The following is an 18,568-nucleotide window of genomic DNA, read 5'->3' as shown; positions in this document are numbered from 1 at the left end:
CATGACAACCACACGCTCGGGATTTACCAAACTTGCAGCTATCTGCATTGCCATCCTTCTGGGGGCCGTCATCTGGGAGCTGGGGTGGCCCCTGACGCATGCGGAGCATGAATGGTCGCGCCTGATTGCGGCCGTCGCCACGCTGGGCCATTTGACGGGCGTGCTGGGCTCCTTCTTCCGGAAGGAGATCAACCACCCTTCCCTGAGGCTGCTGATTTTCCAGATTATCTGCTGCCTGCTGATCTTCCTGCTGATCGCCAGGGAGCAGCAGGAGGACAGTTACATGAGGTTTACGGAGCTTTCCCGCCTGGTGATTACGGCAGGGCTGATCGCCATCCCCACGCTGATGTCCCTGACCAGGATTTTTGAATGGCTGCTGGGCAAGCAGAAAAAAGGGCGCCCGCTGATGGCTCCCGCCATGCAGTTTGTGACCTCCCTGGGGGTGGTCATCCTGGCGGGCACCGGGCTGCTTCTGCTCCCCAATTCCACGTATCCCGGCATCACGCTGAGCTTTACGGACGCCCTGTTCACCAGCACCAGCGCCGTGTGCGTCACCGGGCTGAACGCCGTGGACTTCGCCAGCACTTTCACCCCGCTGGGGGAAATGTTCACGCTTGCCCTCATCCAGATCGGCGGGTTCGGCATCATGACGTTCGCCTACTTCGTGGCCATGGTGGCGGGCCAGGGCTTTTCCCTGCGTGACCGCGTGCTGCTGACGGACCTGCTGGACGAAGGGAACCTGGGGTCCGTGGTCTCCTTCATCACCACCATCGTAGTCAGCACGCTGTTCATTGAACTGTGCGGGGCCGTCCTCCTGTACTTTTCCTGGGAAGGAAAGGATATCAACCTGATGGGGGAACCCCTGTGGTGGCACTCCCTCTTCCACTCCGTTTCCGCCTTCTGCAACGCGGGTTTTTCCACGTTCCCGATGAATCTGATGGAGCCGGGCATCCGCCTGTGCTACAGCGGGCAGGCCGTCATCATGGCGCTGATCGTATGCGGCGGCCTGGGATTCGGCATTTACAAGGAAATCAACTCCCGCCTGGTCAACCGCTTTCTGGCCAAGCACCGCCGCCTGCGCATGCAGTGGACCCCGTATTTCAAACTGGTGATGATCGCCACGGGCATTCTGCTGGCTGGGGGCGCCCTGTCCATTTTCGCCGTTTCCGCCCCCCACACTTCCGAACCGCTGGGGCAGCACCTCTGGAGCTGCCTTTTTGACAGCGTCACGGCCCGCACGGCGGGATTCAATATCAGCGACTACAGCCGCTACCTGCCCGCGGCCAGCCTCATCATGTGCGGCCTGATGGTGGTGGGCGGCAGCCCCGGCGGCACGGCGGGCGGCATGAGAACCACCACCTGCGCCATTGCGGGCGCGGAAATCCTGCGCATCCTCCGCGGCCGGGACCACGTGGAATTCTTCCACCGCCGCATTGACCAGCGCACCGTGGCGCGGTGCGTGATCACGGTGGTGGTCTCCTGCGCCTGGATCGGCTGTTTCACCATTCTTATTTGCAGCCTGGAGCCCGCCATGAGCTCACTGGATATCTTCTTTGAAAACTGCAGCGCTTTTGCTACGGTAGGCGTGTCGCGGGGAATCACGCCCAATCTGAGCGACCCTTCCAAGTATCTTCTCATCATCAACATGCTCGCCGGCCGCGTGGGGCTTTTCGCCTTCCTCATCGCGCTGGCCGGCACCCCTACCCCGCGGCATTACCGCTATCCATCCGTCAAAATTCCGTTAACCTGAACATACCATCATGAGATATACCGTTATCGGCCTGGGCCAGTTTGGACAGGAGCTCTGCACGGAGCTTTCCGCCCGCAACATTGAAGTAGTGGCCGTCGCCTCCACGGATGAAGAACTGGAGCAGATCAAGGACCTGGTGACTTACGCCGTGGTAACGGATTATACCAATCCGGCCGCCCTGCGGGAACTGGAGCTGGACGACCAGTCCGCCGTCATCGTCGCCATCGGGGACAGCTTTGAAGAAAACCTCCTCGTCGTCACGCACCTCCAGAAAATGGGCGTGCGCTACATCTACGCCCGCGTGATGAGCCCGGTGCACGAGCACATTTTAAGCCAAATGAACGTGTACGCGCTCATCAACCTGTCGCGCGTGGCCTCCAAGCAACTCGCCAGCCAGCTGGAATCCCCGGAATTCCTGCGCGTCTCCCCCATGGATGAGAACCACAGCATCGTGGAAATAGCCGTGCCGCGCATCTGGGTGGGCAAACGCCTCCGGGACGTGGGCCTGCGCACGGAGCACCATCTCAACCTGCTCACCATCCGCCGCGGAGAAGCCCAGACCCCGCAGGGGCGCCGGGAAATTCTTTCCATCCCGCGCATTCCCGTCATTGGCACCCCTTCCCCGGACCTCGTCTTTGAAGACCACGACATCCTGATCCTGTTCGGCAAGGAGACGAACCTGATTGAATTCGCCCAGTTGTCCAAGGGCCTGTAAACCCGGACCAGTCCCATTCCGGAAACCGGGCTTTCAGGACAGCTCTTCAAAAGCGGTCATCAAGCGCTTTTCAGAGATACGGCCCTTGACGGAGATAGCGGGGGCGAAGACGGCCAGGCGGTATTCTTCCAGCAGATAGCCGTACTGCGTCCAGCGCGGGTCGCCGTCATGTTCCGGCAGGGCCTGATGCCAGGGGAGGTACACGCGTTCAAAGAGGTCCAGGCGTTCCAGCTCCCTGGCCAGGGGCTGCTGGCCGATGCGCCTGATGCGTTCCGCGATGCCCTGCATGTACCGTTTCAGGTCCGGCAGGCGTTCCGCTCCATGCGCCCACAGGAAGCGGGAGCGGAGCAGCCAGTCAAGCTGGCGCCGGAGATCAGCCGTGATGCGCTCCGTATGGCGCACGCCCTGCTGCGCGGCCATAAAGTCCCTGGCGGCATGCTCCGTGGCCGCTATCAACTCCCAGACGTCCGCCACGCTGTGGGCGGCGTCAAAGAGGTTCTGGCGCAGGCTCATTTCCGCAGCGGCGAATTGTTCCGCCGTGCGCGGGAGGGGGCGGCCCATGGCGATCTCCGCGGAGACGTCCACCAGGTCGTCCGCATTGGTGGACGGGTCCCTGCCCAGCATGTGCAGGGAAAGCTTCCCTTCCAGTTTCAGCGGGAATTTCTTGCGGAGGTGGTTGAGCTGGTCCGTCTGGCGCAGGCGCATGAAGCGCAGGCAGCCTCTCCGGTGGGCTTCTTCCGCGCGCAGTTCATCCTCAAAAACGCGGACGCCTACAGACGGGCCTTCATCCACCAGGGCTACGTAACCCGGCCTTCCCGCCACGTCCACCGTGCGCTCCAAATCTCCGCAGGTCCATTCCTTCATTCCGGTTACGGATACGATGTCCGCCGCTGTTTCCCGGAACCGGCGGGAGAGCTTTTTGCCCAGCCGCGCATTCAGCTCCGCAACGTCCGTACCCATGGCAAGCTCTTCTCCTTCGTCGTCGCAGACCCAGATTTTCGTGACCAGCTCCGCCGGAATGCGGTTCATGTCAAAGAAGGAGGGAGCGCAGAAACGCCCGGTTTCCGCTTCCACGAATTCCGCCAGCTTCTGCGCCAGCGGCCCGTCCGGATCCAGGCCATGCCGCAGCTCTGCGAAGTATGCGGCCTTCTGGCTGATGGGCTGGAGAAAGACGCGCAGGTCCTTGGGAAGGGTGCGCAGCAGGCATTCCGCCCGCTGGGCCAAATGGCCCGGGACGCCCCATTCCGGCAGCCATTCCGGCACGTCCGGCAACTGGTCGATATGGACGCCCAGCGTCACGCCGTCATCTTCCGCGCCGGGGTCATTCTGGTAATACACGGCGTATTCCGCGCCGCCGCAGGAAATTTCATCCGGAAAGCCGTCCAGAAGGTCCCTGCCCCAGAAATCATACATGGCCTCCTGCGGCGGAACGTGCAGGGCTTCCGGGTTGTCTTTTTCCATGCTTCCGGCCCAGCGCAGAAAGGCCCTGGCCGTGCAACAGTCCTGCGGAATGAGCCTGTCAAAGAATTCAAAAACGCCTTCCTCGCACCAGACCTGGTCCGGGCGGCGCAGCTTCAGTTCTATCTGCCGCACTTCCTCCCGGAGCGTTTCCAGATGCCTGATGCATCCGGGTTTCGTACGGAAGCCGCCGCCCAGCAGCCCTTCACGGATCATGATTTCCCGCGCATGGGCGGGATTGATGCGGCCATAGTGCACGCGCCTGTTGTCAATGATGCGCAGACCGCCGCACACCACGCGCTCCACGGCGTAAACCGCGCCCTGCTCTTTGTCCCACCGGGCTCCGGAATAATGGGATTCACAGAGATGGGGAGCCACCTGTTCCACCCATTCCGGCTCCAGCCGGGCGGCGCGGCGCATCCACAGGCGCGTGGTGTCCACCAGCTCCACGCCCATCACCCATTCGCTCCGCTTCTTGCGGCGGAACAGGCCGGAACCGGGAAAGATGCCGAAAGAGCGTCCCCCAGCGCCGCGGTATTCCCGGTTGTCCGCATCCCAGAGGCCGAACTGGCGCGGAACGCCCGCCAGGATGCTCCGGTGAATCATGGCGAAGGAAGCCTGCCGTTCCACTTCCGCCTCCAGGGGGGGGATCCTGCATTTCAAGGTCTCCTTCAGCAGCCGGGAAAGGTCTTCCCACAGGTTGAACCATTCCATCATGCGGTTGAAATTGAGGAAGTTTTTCCCGCACCATTTCCGGAGCTGGTTTTTGTGCCAGCGCCGGCCTTCCCGGAACTGCCACGCAGCCTTCCACAGTTTGAGCAGGGACAGGAAATCGCTGTCTTCATCCTTCCACTGCGCGTGGGCCTGGTCCGCCTTCTGCGCGGCATCCGCCGGACGTTCCCGGGGATCCATGATGCCCAGGCCGGCCACAATCACCAGCATCTCCGGCAAGGCCTGTTCATGCTGCGCTTCCAGCAGCATGCGGCCCAGCCGCGGGTCAATGGGCAGCCGCGCCAGCTTCCTGCCCACGGGCGTGAGCTGCCGGGCCTTGTCCAGGGCGCCGATTTCCCGCAGGGTGCGGTAGCCCTCCGTGACCAGCTTGGAGGAAGGAGGGTCCGGAAGGGGGAATTCCGGCATTTCCGGAAGACCCAGGTCCTTCATCCGGAGAAGAGCCCCGGCCAGCGCGCTGCGCCTGATTTCCGGGTCCGTGAAGTCCGGCCTGTCCTCCCAGTCCTCCTCACTGTACAGGCGGATGCAGACGCCCTCGCACACGCGGCCGCAGCGGCCAGCACGCTGGCGCGCGCTGGCCTTGGAGACGGGTTCTATCTGAAGCCGCTGCACCTGCCGCGCCGGACTGTAGCGGCTGACGCGCGCCAGGCCGGAGTCAATGACGTAAATGATGCCGGGAATGGTCAGGGATGTTTCCGCCACGTTGGTCGCCAGCACGATGCGGCGGCAGCCGCGTTCCGGATGAAAAATCCTTTGCTGGTCTCCAAGGCCCAGCCTGGCAAAGAGGGGGAGGATGCGCGTATTCCTCAAATTCCGGCCTTCCAGCTTTTCCGCCACTTCACGTATTTCACGCTCTCCGGGGAGGAAGACGAGCACGTCCCCGCGGTCGTCCAGGGTGTCCAGCCAGTCCACGGCGCGCGCCACATGGGCGGGGAGCTCTTCATCATCACGCAGAGGCGGCAGGTAATGAAGGTCCACCGGATAGGTACGGCCTTCCACCTGGACGATGGGGGCGCCCCCGAAGAACTCGGAAAAGCCACCCGCATCCAGCGTAGCGGAGCTGATGACCAGCCGCAGATCCTTCCGCCTGTCCAGCAGAAGCTTCAGGTAGCCCAGCAGAAAGTCGATGTTGAGGCTGCGTTCATGGGCTTCATCCAGAATCAGGGTATGATACTGGCGCAGGTCCGGATCATGCTGCGTTTCCGCCAGCAGAATGCCGTCCGTCATGAACTTCAGGCGCGTGTCCGGCCCGGCTTTTTCCTCAAAGCGCACCTGGTAGCCCACCAGGCCGCCCAGTTCGCAATTCAGTTCTTCCGCCACACGGCGGGAAACGGAAGCCGCGGCCAGCCTTCTGGGCTGGGTGCACCCCACCCTGCCCCGCGCCTCCCCGGCAAGCTCCATGGCCATTTTGGGAAGCTGGGTGGTCTTGCCGGACCCGGTTTCACCCACCACCACAATGACCTGATGCTCCCGCATCGCCGCCAGAATGTCGTCCCGGCGGCGGGAAATGGGGAGGTCCGGATAAGTGATGTTCATGATGGAGGGAGAAAAAAACCCTGCAAGAACGTCCTGCAGGGTTGATGGAAAAGCCGGAAAGGATTTCTTTACTGCCGGGGTTTGGGAAGGGCGATGCGGCCGCTCCGGGTCAGCATCTGCACGTCGTAATCCTCAATGAGAGACAGGAAGCGGTCAATCTTGTGCTCACCGCCCGTCACTTCAATGGTCAGGGCGTCCCGCGTGACGTCCACGATGCTGGCGCCCAGGATCTGGCAGAATTCAATGACTTCATGCCGCGAAGCGGAATCCACGCCGATGCGGGTCAATACCGTCTCCCGGTACACGTTGTCCGTGTTGCGGAAATCCACTACTTCCACCGTGTTGACGAGTTTTTCCAGATGCTTGATGATCTGGTCCAGAACATCCTCCTTTTCGCGTACGACGATGGTCATCCGTGAAAAGCGCGGGTCCTGGCTAGGGGCAACGTTCAACGAATGAATATTGTAGCCCCGTCCACTGAACAAACCGGCAATGCGGGCAAGCACGCCAAATTTGTTTTCAACAAGTACGGAGATAGTATGACGAGTCATAAGTTTAATTTCTTAAAGGTGATGCATTATAGGCGCTTTTGACTGCCAGTCAAGCCCGCGGCATAAGGATGCCGGAAAACGCTTCTCCGGATGCGGTCTTCCGCAGACGCCGCACAGGCGGAATTCAAAGCTCCCGCGGCATGATGGCGTTGCTCTTCGTCGCCGTGGGAATGCGGGGCAGCAGCGTCTTTTCGGAAACCGGGCGGGCATCCACTTTCACGTTGAACTGCTGCCCGTCACGGGAAACGGTCAGCAGGGCCGGCCCCTCCCTCAAAGCCCTGACCAGTGCATCCATAGTGCTGACGCTCTGATGATTCACGGCAAAGACCATGTCCCCGGCCTGGAGGATCTGCCCCACGGATTTCTTCGGATTCACCTGGATGACCAGCAATCCCCGCGCGCCGATGGACTGTTCCTCAGCGGTGAGTTCACGCAGGTGCATGCCCACTCCTTCCATAAAGTCCTCCCACGGAGAAGGAACGTTCTTTAAAATGCTGTCCCCCACTTTCAGGGTGACGTTCATTTTTTGTCCCTTGCGCCAGATTTTCAGCCGGAATTTGTCGCCGATGGAAAGATTTTCAATGTGGTCCTTCACATCCTTGTCGGTCTGGATGGGAACTTCATTGAAGCTCAGCATCACGTCTCCCGTCTGAAGGCCCGCCTGCTCCGCCGGGGAACCGGGCTTCACGATGTTGACTACTGCGCCGCCTGCTTCATGGTAGTCCAGGAAACTGCGGAGCGGGGGAGTATTGCGCACAATGTCCAGCCCCAGGTATCCTCTCATGGGGCGTCCATGCCTGCAAATCTGCTCAAAGCTGTGCACCACCAGATTGGAGGGAATGGCAAAGCCAATGCCAGCGTAGTTTTTCTCCACATTGGGAAGCACCGATTTGTTGATGCCGATGATTTCACCGCGGATGTTGATGAGAGGCCCTCCGGAATTGCCGGGAAAGATGCTGGCATCCGTCTGGATCAGGTCCAGGCCGGAATCCACCAGCTTGCGTTCACGGGCGCTGATGATGCCGCGGGAAACCGTCGTCCCCAGTCCATAGGGGTTGCCGCAGGCCAGGACGATCATGCCGGGTGCAATCTCGTCACTGTTGCCGAACGGAAGAGGCGTGAAGGCCATCGGGTTTTCCACCTGCAGCACGGCGATGTCCAGCTCCGGATCCACCCCTACCAGGCGCACGGAAACGCTTTTCCCGTTGCTCAGCGTGACGCGCAGCGCATGCTTGTTCTGAATGACATGGTAGGCGGTAATGATATGCCCCTCTTCCGTGACGATGACGCCGGAACCCAGGCCATGGACCGCCAGCCTTTTTTCAATCATGGATTCGCCGTCTTCGGAAGGCTGCGGCACGCTGGTCACGCCCGTGGTGTCTATGCTGACCAGCACCCGTTCCACCAGCCGGGCGACGCGTGAATATTCTTCATTGAGCTGGTGCAGGATGGGAACGTCCTCCTCTTTGAGTTCGGACTGCTGCGCCATCGTAAACACCTCAGACCGGAAGGAAACGTTCTTCTCCGTAACGCGGCTGTTCCACCTCCAATAGGCAACGGAGACGACGGTCATCATAACCGTCATCATGATGACAAGTAAAGCCCGTGTCCATATAGTCGATCTCATGGAAATGCCCTGCCGTAGTAACGATCAAACGGTTTGCGGCTTGATCACGAGGAGATGCCTGAAAAATGGACCTGGAAGACTCCAGCCGCTTTTTGACATTCCGGCTCTATTGATACTATTTAAGCCTATTCTCTTCAAATGAAAAAACTTTCAAATGACAAATACGTCTTTTAACGAGGCATATTTTATGATACCGTATGGGTACGGTTTTATGGGTACCAGCACTTTACAACAACAAGCCATTCACCTCGTTTTCGGTACGGACGAAGGAATGGTGCGTGAAAAGGCTTCCGGCATCTTTGCCGCCCTGACGGAAGGCACGAATGAATTTTCCCATGAAATCCTGGAAGCGGCCTGCGGCGATTCCGATGAAGCGGACCAGGTGACGCGCCAGGTCATGGAAGCCCTGCGCACGCTGCCGTTTTTTCCGGGCCGCAAGGTGGTCTGGATGAAGAACTGCAATTTTCTGGGGGATTCCGTCACGGGGCGTTCCTCCACCACGGAAGCGGCTCTGGACTCTCTCAGGCATCTGCTGGAAGCGGGGCTGGGACCGGACGTCCTGCTGCTCATCTCCGCCTCCGAATTTGACAAGCGCCGTTCCTTTAACAAATTCCTGCTACAATCCGCCGCCGCGGAGGAACTGAACAAGCCGGACATCACCAAGGCCGGCTGGGAAGGCAGCCTGATGCCCCTTATCAACAAGGAGGCAGGCGCGCGGGGCATGAACTTCGATTCCGCCGCTCTGGAGTTATTCATTCACCGCGTCAGCGAATCCTCCCGCCAGATTATTTCCGAAATTGAAAAACTGGACCTTTATCTGGGCGCGGACAGGCGCACCGTGATGACGGAGGATGTGGAGCGCATGGTTCCGCTGACGCGCACGGGCGTCATTTTTGAAATTTCACGTGCTCTGGAAAACAAGAAGAGCGATGCGGCCATCTCCCTGATTGACTTTCAACTGGAACGCGGTGAAAACGCCGTCACGATCATGCGCGCAGCGTTCATCCCCACGCTGAGAAATCTGCTGGCCGCCAGGCTTTTATGTGACGCGTTCAATCTGAAGCCCACCAACTTCAAGGAATTTACGGCCCGCATCTCCTCCCTGCCCTCCTATGCCGCGGCGCTGATTCCCCTGAAAAAAGACGGCACTCCCAATGCGTACCCGCTTTTCCTGGCGGCGCAGAACGCTTCCAAATTCAAGACGGAACGGTTGAAGCAGACTTTAAAGGAATGCATGAAGGCGGACAAGGCCCTGGTATCTTCTTCGCTTGATCCGCGGCTGATTCTGCACCGTCTTGCCATTTGCTCCGCATCCTGATGAATTCCTCTCCTTCCTCCGCCTCCCCCCTGTTCGACGTCCTCGTCGTCGGCGCCGGGCACGCAGGCATTGAAGCGGCGTTGGCCGCCTCCCGCCTGGGGTGCTCCGTCGCCGTTCTGACCCACAACCTGGATACCATCGGGCAAATGTCCTGCAACCCGGCCATCGGGGGGCTTGCCAAAGGCCACATTGTCCGGGAAATAGACGCCCTGGGAGGGGCCATGGGACTGAATACGGACGCCACCGCCATCCAGTTCCGGATGCTGAACGCCTCCAAGGGGCCCAGCGTGCGCGCACCCCGCGCCCAATGCGACAAAACGGCCTACCGCGCACGAATGAAAATGGTTCTGGAAACCGCCCCGGGCATACGCCTGTTCCAGGGTGACGTGGTCAAACTGCTCGTCAACGGGGAGCAGCAGGTGACGGGAGCCGTCACTTCCCTGGACTACACCATCTGCGCGCGCAGCGTGGTCATCTGCTCCGGTACATTCATGCAGGGGCTGCTGCACGTGGGTCTTCAGCACATAACGGGCGGCCGCATGGGCTGCGCTCCTTCCAGCCTTTCCACCGACCTCGCCGCGCTTGGCTTTCAAGTGGAACGGCTTAAAACGGGCACCTCCCCGCGCGTCAATGGAAGATCCATTGACTTTTCCGTTTGTGAAATGCAGCCCGGAGACGCGCCGGAGGCTCTGTTCAGTTACCGTTCCCGCGACGTACTGAAACGCGCTTCCGAACCTTTCTGCACCCTGAACACATGGGGAGACGAAGACTTCCGCATGAAGCAAATGCCGTGCTGGATTACCTACACCAATCAGACCACCCACGACATTATCCGGGACAATTTAAAATTCAGCCCTCTCTATAGCGGCATCATTGAGGGCATAGGCCCCCGGTACTGTCCTTCCATTGAAGACAAAATCGTGCGCTTTGCGGAAAAAACCAGCCACCAGGTCTTCCTGGAGCCGGAAGGCCGCAGTACGGAGGAATTCTACCTCAATGGCGTTTCCACCTCCCTGCCCTACTCCGCGCAATGCGATTTCATCCACACCATCCCCGGCCTGGAAAACGCCCAACTGATTCGTCCGGGGTATGCGGTGGAATATGATTTCTGCCCTCCCACGCAGCTGCACCCTACTCTGGAAACCAAGCTGGTGGAAAACCTGTACTTTGCAGGACAAATCAACGGCACCTCCGGCTATGAAGAAGCCGCCGCGCAAGGTCTGATGGCGGGAACAAACGCCGCTCTGAAAACTCTGGGCAAGCCCTCCCTGGTGCTGCGCCGCGACCAGGCCTACATCGGCGTCATGATAGACGACCTTGTCACCAAGGGAACGGACGAACCGTACCGCATGTTCACCAGCCGGGCGGAATTCCGGCTGCTGCTGCGCCAGGACAACGCGGACCTGCGCCTGGCCCCCCTGGCTTTTGAAACGGGCCTCATCACCCGCGAAACGTTCAGGAAAACGGAAGACAGGCAAAACGCCATTGAGGAAGGAATAGCAAAAGCAGCTCTGCTTAAACATGAAGGCATTTCCCTTTCCACCTGGCTCAAGAGGCCAGGCAATGACTGGACCCTGCTGCCTGAAGAACTGAAAAAAATGTTCCACGTGGAACATTTGGATGCCATTGCCACGGATATCCAGTATGAAGGCCACATTGAAAGACAGAAAAAACAGGCGGAAAAAATCACCCGGATGGAAAGTAAAATCATTCCTGCCGACATTGATTACGAACGCGTTCACGCCCTGAAAAAAGAAGCGGTCATCAAGCTGGGCAGCATACGTCCTGCCACTATCGGGCAGGCTTCCCGCATTCCGGGCATTACTCCGGCGGACATTGCCCTGCTGCTTGTTCATTTGCAAAAGCGCGGCAGGCAGCAGGCATGAAAGCCTGCGCCGTTTTCATGCCGGGGCTTTAAATTTGAATATGGCCCGGCTCCTGAATGCTGAAAACTTGCATGCATGCAAGGTAAAAGCCTCATGCTCTCCCTATGACCCGTTTTCCACTCCCTGCAGGCTCCGGTTTATAAACGAGGGGGGGGCTTTTTCCTGAATATTTTCCCCTGTATGACCGATACGCTTCCGGCTCGGTTCATGCCATCCGGCTTGTCTTAAAAAAGGGACACGAACAGAGAGGATGCACAATGATGAGAAAAACCGCCGAATGGCAGGCTCACCGGTAATTAAAGATGCTTTCCCGGTTTAAAAACATCCGGAAGGCGAATGAATAATTGGCTGTGCCCGTTACCGGTAGCTTACGTCGCCCCGGATGCACACATCGCTTCCAAAGATGCTCACAACCGGCTGCTCAAGAAAGGCTTCACGTTCCAGGAATGAACCGCCCGTTACGCCGTCTGCGCCGCCGCCCGTTATGATGGGCGCGTAAAATCCCACCCATTCATCCACCAGGCCGGCTTTCAGGAATTCCCGGACCAGGCAGCCTCCCGCTTCCAGCAGGACAGTCCCTGTTTTTCTTTCATTATACAGATTTTTTAATAATTCCAAATAACTTGAAACGTTCTCTACAATCAGGGTCCGGTCACGGAATTCATCCGTCAGGCAAACGGAATCCGCAGGAATGGATGCGGCGTTGTGAGTCAGGATAATGCGCCAGGGCTGTTCCTTAAGGGAAGAAACGGGACGGTCCGGTTTTCTGATGGTCAGGGACGGATTGTCCAGGCGCATGGTATTTCCTCCGGTAAGAATCGCATCGCACTCAGCCCGCAGGGTATGTACGAAAGACCTGGATTTTTCATTCGTCAGCCACTGGGACCGTTCCGGACTGCGTGAAATGCGGCCGTCCAGGGACATGGCGCTCTTTGCGATCACCCATGGGCGCCCCTCCAGAATGTTCAGCCTGAATCCCCGGATTAAATGATCGCATTCCTTTTCCAGAATTCCGCAGGTGACCTGGATGCCTGCTCTCCCAAGAATGTCAGCCGCGGCGCCGCGGTGCCTGGGGTTGGGGTCTTGAGAACCATAAACCACCCGTTTGAAATGGTGTTCCAGAATGGCTTCCGTACAGGGTGGCGTTTTTCCGGTGGTGCTGCACGGTTCCAGAGTAACGTACAGAGTGGAATCCGCAAACAGGGCGGCGTTGCCTCTGGCCGTTCCATCGGCAATAGCCTTCCTTTCCGCATGGGGCAGGCCGGCTTTTTCATGAAAACCGGAGCCGATCACCTGGTTTTCATGCACGATGACCGCTCCCACGCAGGGATTAGGACTTGTCAGCCCGACCCCTTTTTCGGCCAGTTTTACGGCCATGTTCATCCAGCGCGTATCCTGGTCCTCCGTGTTCATGCCGACCTTGTAGCACGAATGCGCGAGAAAGGACAATCACGTTGTGTGATTGAAGAATATTAGATTTAACAATATTAAATTCCTTCTTCTTCTACCCTGTGCCCAGTGTGAACAACGTTTTTAACGCCTGGGAATGAATGGATTGAAACCATCCGCCAGTGTGAATAAATTCGGTTCATAAAAATGTGGATAACATCTGAATAACTTATTCACACCATACTCACAGTTAATTGACTTATCCTTTCACAGGGTTATTGGCAAGTGGAACCGTGAAACGGAGCCGCACGTTCCGTCTTGCGGAAGCGCCGGAAGAAAGCATACCATTCCTCCATGAGGGTTGCCAGATTGATTTACATTCCGGAAAGGGACCATACCTTTCCCGCAACGAGCTCTGAGAGGCCTTTCCGCGGCTTTTCCGTGGCCGGGGTGAGCATAGCCGCCTATTGTGCCTCCCGGCTCCGGGAAGCGGGCTTTGAGGCGGTTTTTAATCCGGAAGCCGCCGTTACGGAAAGTGCGGCGGAAGTGGTAGAGGTGTCCATGCATGATTTTTCCCCGGAAGCTGCCGCATGGCTTGCTTCCTGCGGGACAGGGGAAGTACGGAATGAAGAAGGGCGGCTGCTGGCCCGGAAAGGGCCGGGGAACGGACTGTCACGTGTTTTTTCCGGGCGGGAGGCGGCTGTGGAGCGCCTCGTCTATCCCTGGGACCTGCTGGACTGGCAGGAGAGAGTGATGGAGGGAATGGAGGGAGACGATTTTTCCGGGCGGCCGGGCGTTTACGTCCTGGGCAGTCTCCGTGTGGGAAAGGGCACCGTGGTGATGCCCGGCGTGGTGGTTGAGGGCTCCGCATGGGTGGGGGACGGCTGCCGTCTTGGGCCCAACTGCCATTTGAGAGGATATGTGTCCATGGGAAACGGCTGTGTAGCGGGGCAGGGGGTGGAACTGAAGAACTGCATCATCGGAGACGGGACGTTTATTCCCCATCTGAGCTATGCGGGTGATTCCATCATTGGCAGCGACGTCAATTTCGGGGCTGGAACGGTGTGTTCCAATTTCCGCCATGACGGCGGGGAGCACAGGATGATGGCGGCCGGGAGGCTGGAAATTACCGGAAGGAACAAGCTGGGAGCCGTCATTGGGGATCATGTGCGCCTGGGCGCCAGTACCGTTGTTTTGCCGGGCAGGGTGGTTCCGCCCGGCGCCTGGACCATGCCGGGGGAAACATTCACGGGAACATGAATTCCGGGACGGAAGTGCCGGAATACGGAAAAGGCCGCATGCGGGGGAACCCTTCCCGGCATGCGGCCTCTTGCTGGATAACGGCAAATGCTTAGCAGCTCCGGCGGCGGCGCATCAGCAGGGCGGCCAGGCCCAGCAGCCCCAGGGAAGCAGTGGCCGCTTCCGGAACAGGAAGCACAACGCCGTCGTAAAATTTGATGTTGTTGACATCTATGGTTCCGTTCATGGGACGGGTGTTTCCAAAGGAAGATCCAAATTGGGAGCCTGTCAGGGCAGGGGAGGACGGATTCCAGCCGGTGATCGTACCTGCCAGGGCGCCGTTGACGTACACGGAGAGAGTCTGGGAGGAAAGATCGGAAACGATGCTCAGATTGTTCCAGTTGTCCTGCTGGAGGTCCGTCCAGGTCAGGCCTGTATTGATGTTTCCGCCGGATTGGCCTCCAAATCCCTTGTTGTAAAAATAAAGTTCCCCGGAGGCATTGAATTCCAGTACCATGCTGTTGGATTCTCCGGAAACCGTTCCATTGGAATACAGGCTGAAAACGTCTTTCCAGGCGTTGTTGGTGGAACTCAGGTTTTTCAGGTCGAAGCTGACGGTGAAACTGCCTGAAATTCCCGCTATGCCAGAGTTGTAGGGCGTGCCTCCGCCGGAGCCGCTGCCGAAAGTGGCATAATCGTTGCCGGTTGTATAATTGAATGAACCGTTCCAGCCGGGAGCAGTTATTTGCGTTCCTTCCGTGGTCCACTCCCAGGAATAAATGGGAGAAGCCGCATGGGCCATGCCTCCCGCAACCAGTAAAGACAAAATAATGAATGAACGTTTCACAGAAATTCTGAAAGTCTTTGTTGTTTAAAATCGCCGAAGCTTGGCTGAAAAGTAGCGGATTTCGAATCCGGATGCCGTTCTTTTTCCTCTGGAAAGCGGCAAATTCATTGAACATATACACGATCCGGAAGAAGCGCTGTTTATGTTTCCTTTCATGCTTTTATTTTTCCGTGATCTTTCTTTTTGTTAACCGGCTTGTTCTTAAAAAAATAATTTGACCCCGGATTCGAAATCCGCGTGCGCGTCAACCGGGAATTGTTCGTCGGAGAACGGACTTTTAAGAATACTTAAATAATTTGAAAAACCGTTTCATGCAAGATATGCCCGGAGAAATAGCATATTACTACATATGGTATGCTTTTAAAAAAATACTGCCAAATATTAGGGTTTGACGGAGAAATGGCTTGAATCACAGGAGGCACTTGTGAGAGGATGCGAGGCAGATAAAAGCACAGACACATGAAGTTTACCATTTCCAAGCAAGTATTTCTCGACGGTCTGAGACAGGTTGCCAGCGTGGTGTCTTCCAAGACGACGCTGCCCATTCTTTCCAACGTCAAGATTGAAGCTGAAAACGGCCAGGTACGTTTTACGGCTACGGATCTTGACGTATGCATCACCGGCGTAGTTCCCGCGAACGTGCTGCGCGAGGGCACCGTGACTCTTCCCGCCAAAAAGCTGGTGAGCATCATCAGCGAGCTTCCTGAAGCCGAAGTCCAGGTGGACGTCAACCAGCGCAACCAGGCGACTGTGGAATGCGGCCGCTCCCAGTTCAAGCTGAATGGCCTTCCGGCGGACGAATTCCCCGAACTGCCGTCCTTTGAACAGGCGACCGTGTACCAGGTGGACCAGAATTTGCTGCGCGACTGCATCCGCCGCACGGAATACGCCATCTCTACGGATACGACCCGCTACGTGCTGAACGGCATTTCCCTTTCCTTCCGCAACGGCAAGATGACTCTGGTGGCTACGGACGGCCGCCGCCTGGCCCTGGCGGAAACCGCCCTGGAATTCCCGGAAGAACAGCAACTGGACGCCATTCTGCCCACCAAGGCCGTTGGTGAACTCCGCCGCCTTCTGGATGAAGTGGGGACCGTCACCGTACGGTTCACCCGCAACCAGGCCGCTTTTGAAATCAATGACACGCTGCTGATCAGCAAGCTGATTGACGGCAATTACCCGAACTACCGCCAGGTAATCCCGACGGACTGCAAGGAAAGCATTGAACTGCCCTGCGGGGAACTGCTGGAAACGGTGCGCCGCGTGTCCCTCCTTTCCGTGGACAAAAGCACGAACATCAAGCTGAACTTCCGTGAAAACGAACTCGAAGTGGCTTCCAGCGCGGAAGGCGTGGGTGAAGCTCATGAATCCATGACGATCACTTATGCCGGAAGGCCGCTTTCCATTTCCTTCAACCCGGATTTCTTCATGGCTCCCCTGAAGACGATGGCCGGGGATACGATCATTACGTTGAACCTCATTGATGAAATGAGCCCGGGCGTATTGAAGATAGGTGATGAGTTCCTGTACGTGCTCATGCCAATGAGATCTCCCAACTGATTTTGATGGTACAAAATCATTCATACGAGAACAGGCGCCGTGCTGTCACGGCGCCTGTTTTTTATTGATTGAAAATGAAAGTGATAACTGGGTTATTCACATGAATGTTCTACGTGGAACATTTTTCATTTTCCACCGTCGTCAATAAACCGGACGGTGATTTCCGGGGGAGGGATAAAAAAACAGGCGTGCCGGCATGGCACCGGAAAAAACGCGTATAAACACCTTCCGGCGCCGGGAACGTGCGGTTCAGGCGCAAGGGAAGGCACGGAGTGCCGCAGCGGGTTTAAGGAGGCTCCGCCGCGTCATTCGCTCAACAACCCCGGATCGGCGAACAAATCCGGAGCAAGATGGAAAGGATAGGAACCGGAGGCTTGCAGAATGGCTTCCCGTACGGGAGGCAGGGAACCGAAGCAGGAGGATTCCACATCCAGAATACGGCCGTCTTTCAGTTCAATCATCAGTCCGGGTTCAGATTCATGATCGGGCGTACATCCTATGCGCTCAATCAGTTCCCATGGAATTTCCTTGCGTGAAATGCTGTTGCCCCAGGAGATGGAGGAGGAAGTGATTGTGAGAAAATAAGGTCTCCCCAGAATGACGGGAAGCCACAGGAACAAGAGAAGAGCGCCGAGGAGAAAGCTCCACCATCCGGACCCGAAGAATGCCCAGGCCAGGCCGCACCCCAGGGTGCCGAGGAGTCTCCCTCCCAGCCGGTAGCTGCGGTAGGAATAATAAGTGTTCATGAATTGCGAAGTCAATGAAACGTCAGGCCGGCCAGGGAACGCGAAGCCCCCAGCCGTACTCTGTACGATACTCCTTCATTCCTGCAAAGACAAGATGATAAGTCAGGAAATCCAGTCCAGCATGTCCGGCGGCAGGGAACCGCGGGAGCGGATCAGGGAAAGGAAAGCTTCCTCCATTTCCGGAGGCGGCGGAAAAATGCCCGGCATGGCGCGGCCTGCGGCAAGCTCCACGGCGCCCAGGTTATGGAGCGCCAGGGGAGGGTCTATGTAGCACATTTGCGTAGGGTCCGGCAGAATGAAGTTGAGGGGACGCCCTCCATTCAGCATGCGCTCCTTCGGAATCTCCGGTCCCCATTCGTCCTCCACGCCCATATTGGCCAGCAGAACGCCGGAGGAGCGCGCCACAGCCGGGTCAATCACTCCTGACAGGGCATGCCGCCGCCCTGTGGCCGTGACGGTGCAAAAGGCATGCCTGACTGCATTGGTGAGAGCTTCCCCATCCGTTGCGCGCACGAATGAGGCGGAGGACAGAGGGAGAGGTTTTTCCTCCACATCCGCCACGATAACGTTCAAGCCCCGCCTGAGCGCGTGCAGAACGATTCCGCGGCCCACTTTTCCGTACCCGATGACTACCAGGGTCCGTCCCGGGCCACTCTCAATTCCCAGCGTTTCCAGCGCGCGGAAAAAACTTTCCCCGGTTCCCAGGCAGGTTTCTATCTGCTTGATTTTTCCGGCGTCCACCATCCACACGGGCTGCGTGCAGCGCGTATAATGCTGCGCTCCGGACCGGGTCAGTTCCACATACCCGCAGCGGCTGGGAACATGGCTGAGCGCCCCGGCGCAGTCCATCACCACATCATAGGGTCCGTCCGCCCGTTCCGCCTCCACCACGGGTATTCCATACCTGCCCAGCAGCGCGACCGTTTCCGGATCGTGGGGCATCACCGGAGAGACTGCTGCCGTCAACTCCGCTCCCGCCGCCAGCAGGGCGGCGTATTTGGCGCAGGTATTCCGGAATACGGGGGAGGCGTCAATCACACGGCATCCCTCCAACGGGCGGCTTTCCGCCCACGTTTCACACTGGTGCAGAAGCACGGGAAATTCCTCCTGCCGGTAGAAGGAGGACAAATCTTCCAGAATGCGCGCCGGAGATACAGGCATGACAAAAATTGTAAGGGTTCTACGGATGGAGGGCAATCTTTCTCCTCTCGTTTTCA

At 58.0% G+C, this 18,568-nt stretch carries 13 protein-coding genes; 6 read left to right on the top strand and 7 right to left on the bottom strand.

Going from position 1 to position 18,568, the window contains the following annotated elements:
• Window position 1: 1 nt before the first annotated feature.
• Together P8A25_RS00195 and P8A25_RS00190 are read left to right on the top strand one after the other, a co-directional pair.
• On the top strand, window positions 2-1,750 hold the full coding sequence (locus P8A25_RS00195) for a TrkH family potassium uptake protein (protein ID WP_022396117.1): 1,749 nt from the start codon (window positions 2-4) through the stop codon (window positions 1,748-1,750).
• Window positions 1,751-1,760: 10 nt separating this feature from the next.
• Window positions 1,761-2,465 carry a TrkA family potassium uptake protein gene (locus tag P8A25_RS00190; RefSeq protein WP_022396118.1) on the top strand — a complete coding sequence of 235 codons (705 nt, stop codon included), beginning with the start codon at window positions 1,761-1,763 and terminating at the stop codon, window positions 2,463-2,465.
• A gap of 33 nt (window positions 2,466-2,498) precedes the next feature.
• Here the strand turns inward: P8A25_RS00190 and hrpA are convergent, their stop codons facing one another.
• The 3 genes from hrpA to P8A25_RS00175 form a co-directional block, all read right to left on the bottom strand.
• Window positions 2,499-6,188: an ATP-dependent RNA helicase HrpA gene (gene hrpA / locus P8A25_RS00185; RefSeq protein ID WP_022396119.1), complete on the bottom strand. Its 3,690-nt coding sequence runs from the start codon at window positions 6,186-6,188 to the stop codon at window positions 2,499-2,501.
• Between the two features lie 68 nt (window positions 6,189-6,256).
• On the bottom strand, window positions 6,257-6,739 hold the full coding sequence (ilvN, locus tag P8A25_RS00180; RefSeq protein WP_022396120.1) for an acetolactate synthase small subunit: 483 nt from the start codon (window positions 6,737-6,739) through the stop codon (window positions 6,257-6,259).
• Window positions 6,740-6,863: 124 nt separating this feature from the next.
• Complete coding sequence (locus tag P8A25_RS00175) at window positions 6,864-8,327, bottom strand: trypsin-like peptidase domain-containing protein (protein WP_022396121.1); 1,464 nt, start codon at window positions 8,325-8,327, stop codon at window positions 6,864-6,866.
• Window positions 8,328-8,577: 250 nt separating this feature from the next.
• Between P8A25_RS00175 and holA the strand changes: the two genes are divergently transcribed.
• Both holA and mnmG read left to right on the top strand, forming a co-directional pair.
• On the top strand, window positions 8,578-9,684 hold the full coding sequence (holA, locus tag P8A25_RS00170; RefSeq protein WP_215442911.1) for a DNA polymerase III subunit delta: 1,107 nt from the start codon (window positions 8,578-8,580) through the stop codon (window positions 9,682-9,684).
• On the top strand, window positions 9,684-11,570 hold the full coding sequence (gene mnmG, locus P8A25_RS00165) for a tRNA uridine-5-carboxymethylaminomethyl(34) synthesis enzyme MnmG (RefSeq protein WP_215442912.1): 1,887 nt from the start codon (window positions 9,684-9,686) through the stop codon (window positions 11,568-11,570). Before holA ends, mnmG begins: the two co-directional genes overlap by 1 nt.
• A 357-nt stretch (window positions 11,571-11,927) precedes the next feature.
• On the opposite strand, the gene ribD is transcribed toward mnmG, so the two are convergent.
• Complete coding sequence (gene ribD / locus P8A25_RS00160) at window positions 11,928-12,983, bottom strand: bifunctional diaminohydroxyphosphoribosylaminopyrimidine deaminase/5-amino-6-(5-phosphoribosylamino)uracil reductase RibD (protein ID WP_215442920.1); 1,056 nt, start codon at window positions 12,981-12,983, stop codon at window positions 11,928-11,930.
• 426 nt (window positions 12,984-13,409) lie between these two features.
• Here ribD and P8A25_RS00155 point away from each other — a divergent pair, with 426 nt between their 5' ends.
• Window positions 13,410-14,219 (top strand): hypothetical protein, encoded by an 810-nt coding sequence (locus P8A25_RS00155; protein ID WP_215442922.1) that lies wholly within the window; start codon window positions 13,410-13,412, stop codon window positions 14,217-14,219.
• A gap of 91 nt (window positions 14,220-14,310) precedes the next feature.
• On the opposite strand, the gene P8A25_RS00150 is transcribed toward P8A25_RS00155, so the two are convergent.
• Window positions 14,311-15,024: a LamG domain-containing protein gene (locus P8A25_RS00150; protein ID WP_146017817.1), complete on the bottom strand. Its 714-nt coding sequence runs from the start codon at window positions 15,022-15,024 to the stop codon at window positions 14,311-14,313.
• A gap of 480 nt (window positions 15,025-15,504) precedes the next feature.
• On the opposite strand from P8A25_RS00150, the gene dnaN reads away from it, so the two are divergent.
• A complete protein-coding gene (gene dnaN, locus P8A25_RS00145) occupies window positions 15,505-16,605 on the top strand; it encodes a DNA polymerase III subunit beta (protein WP_022396127.1) in 1,101 nt (366 codons plus the stop codon).
• A 305-nt stretch (window positions 16,606-16,910) separates the two neighbouring features.
• Here the strand turns inward: dnaN and P8A25_RS00140 are convergent, their stop codons facing one another.
• Together P8A25_RS00140 and P8A25_RS00135 are read right to left on the bottom strand one after the other, a co-directional pair.
• A complete protein-coding gene (locus tag P8A25_RS00140) occupies window positions 16,911-17,351 on the bottom strand; it encodes a hypothetical protein (RefSeq protein ID WP_022396128.1) in 441 nt (146 codons plus the stop codon).
• 102 nt (window positions 17,352-17,453) lie between these two features.
• Complete coding sequence (locus P8A25_RS00135; RefSeq protein WP_215442924.1) at window positions 17,454-18,512, bottom strand: hypothetical protein; 1,059 nt, start codon at window positions 18,510-18,512, stop codon at window positions 17,454-17,456.
• Window positions 18,513-18,568: the final 56 nt, after the last annotated feature.

This window comes from Akkermansia sp. BCRC 18949 (assembly GCF_045011645.1).
Taxonomy (GTDB): domain Bacteria; phylum Verrucomicrobiota; class Verrucomicrobiia; order Verrucomicrobiales; family Akkermansiaceae; genus Akkermansia; species Akkermansia massiliensis.
Note: the sequence above shows the minus strand (reverse complement) of the source record. Positions and strands in the feature narration are given on the sequence as shown.

Excerpts from the sequence above, each read along its gene's own strand:
- P8A25_RS00195 (WP_022396117.1), top strand. The coding sequence starts at position 2 with ATGACAACCACACGCTCGGGATTTACCAAACTTGCAGCTATCTGCATT.
- P8A25_RS00190 (WP_022396118.1), top strand. The coding sequence starts at position 1,761 with ATGAGATATACCGTTATCGGCCTGGGCCAGTTTGGACAGGAGCTCTGC.
- hrpA (WP_022396119.1), bottom strand. The coding sequence starts at position 6,188 with ATGAACATCACTTATCCGGACCTCCCCATTTCCCGCCGCCGGGACGAC.
- ilvN (WP_022396120.1), bottom strand. The coding sequence starts at position 6,739 with ATGACTCGTCATACTATCTCCGTACTTGTTGAAAACAAATTTGGCGTG.
- P8A25_RS00175 (WP_022396121.1), bottom strand. The coding sequence starts at position 8,327 with ATGATGACGGTTATGATGACCGTCGTCTCCGTTGCCTATTGGAGGTGG.
- holA (WP_215442911.1), top strand. The coding sequence starts at position 8,578 with ATGGGTACCAGCACTTTACAACAACAAGCCATTCACCTCGTTTTCGGT.
- mnmG (WP_215442912.1), top strand. The coding sequence starts at position 9,684 with ATGAATTCCTCTCCTTCCTCCGCCTCCCCCCTGTTCGACGTCCTCGTC.
- ribD (WP_215442920.1), bottom strand. The coding sequence starts at position 12,983 with ATGAACACGGAGGACCAGGATACGCGCTGGATGAACATGGCCGTAAAA.
- dnaN (WP_022396127.1), top strand. The coding sequence starts at position 15,505 with ATGAAGTTTACCATTTCCAAGCAAGTATTTCTCGACGGTCTGAGACAG.
- P8A25_RS00140 (WP_022396128.1), bottom strand. The coding sequence starts at position 17,351 with ATGAACACTTATTATTCCTACCGCAGCTACCGGCTGGGAGGGAGACTC.
- P8A25_RS00135 (WP_215442924.1), bottom strand. The coding sequence starts at position 18,512 with ATGCCTGTATCTCCGGCGCGCATTCTGGAAGATTTGTCCTCCTTCTAC.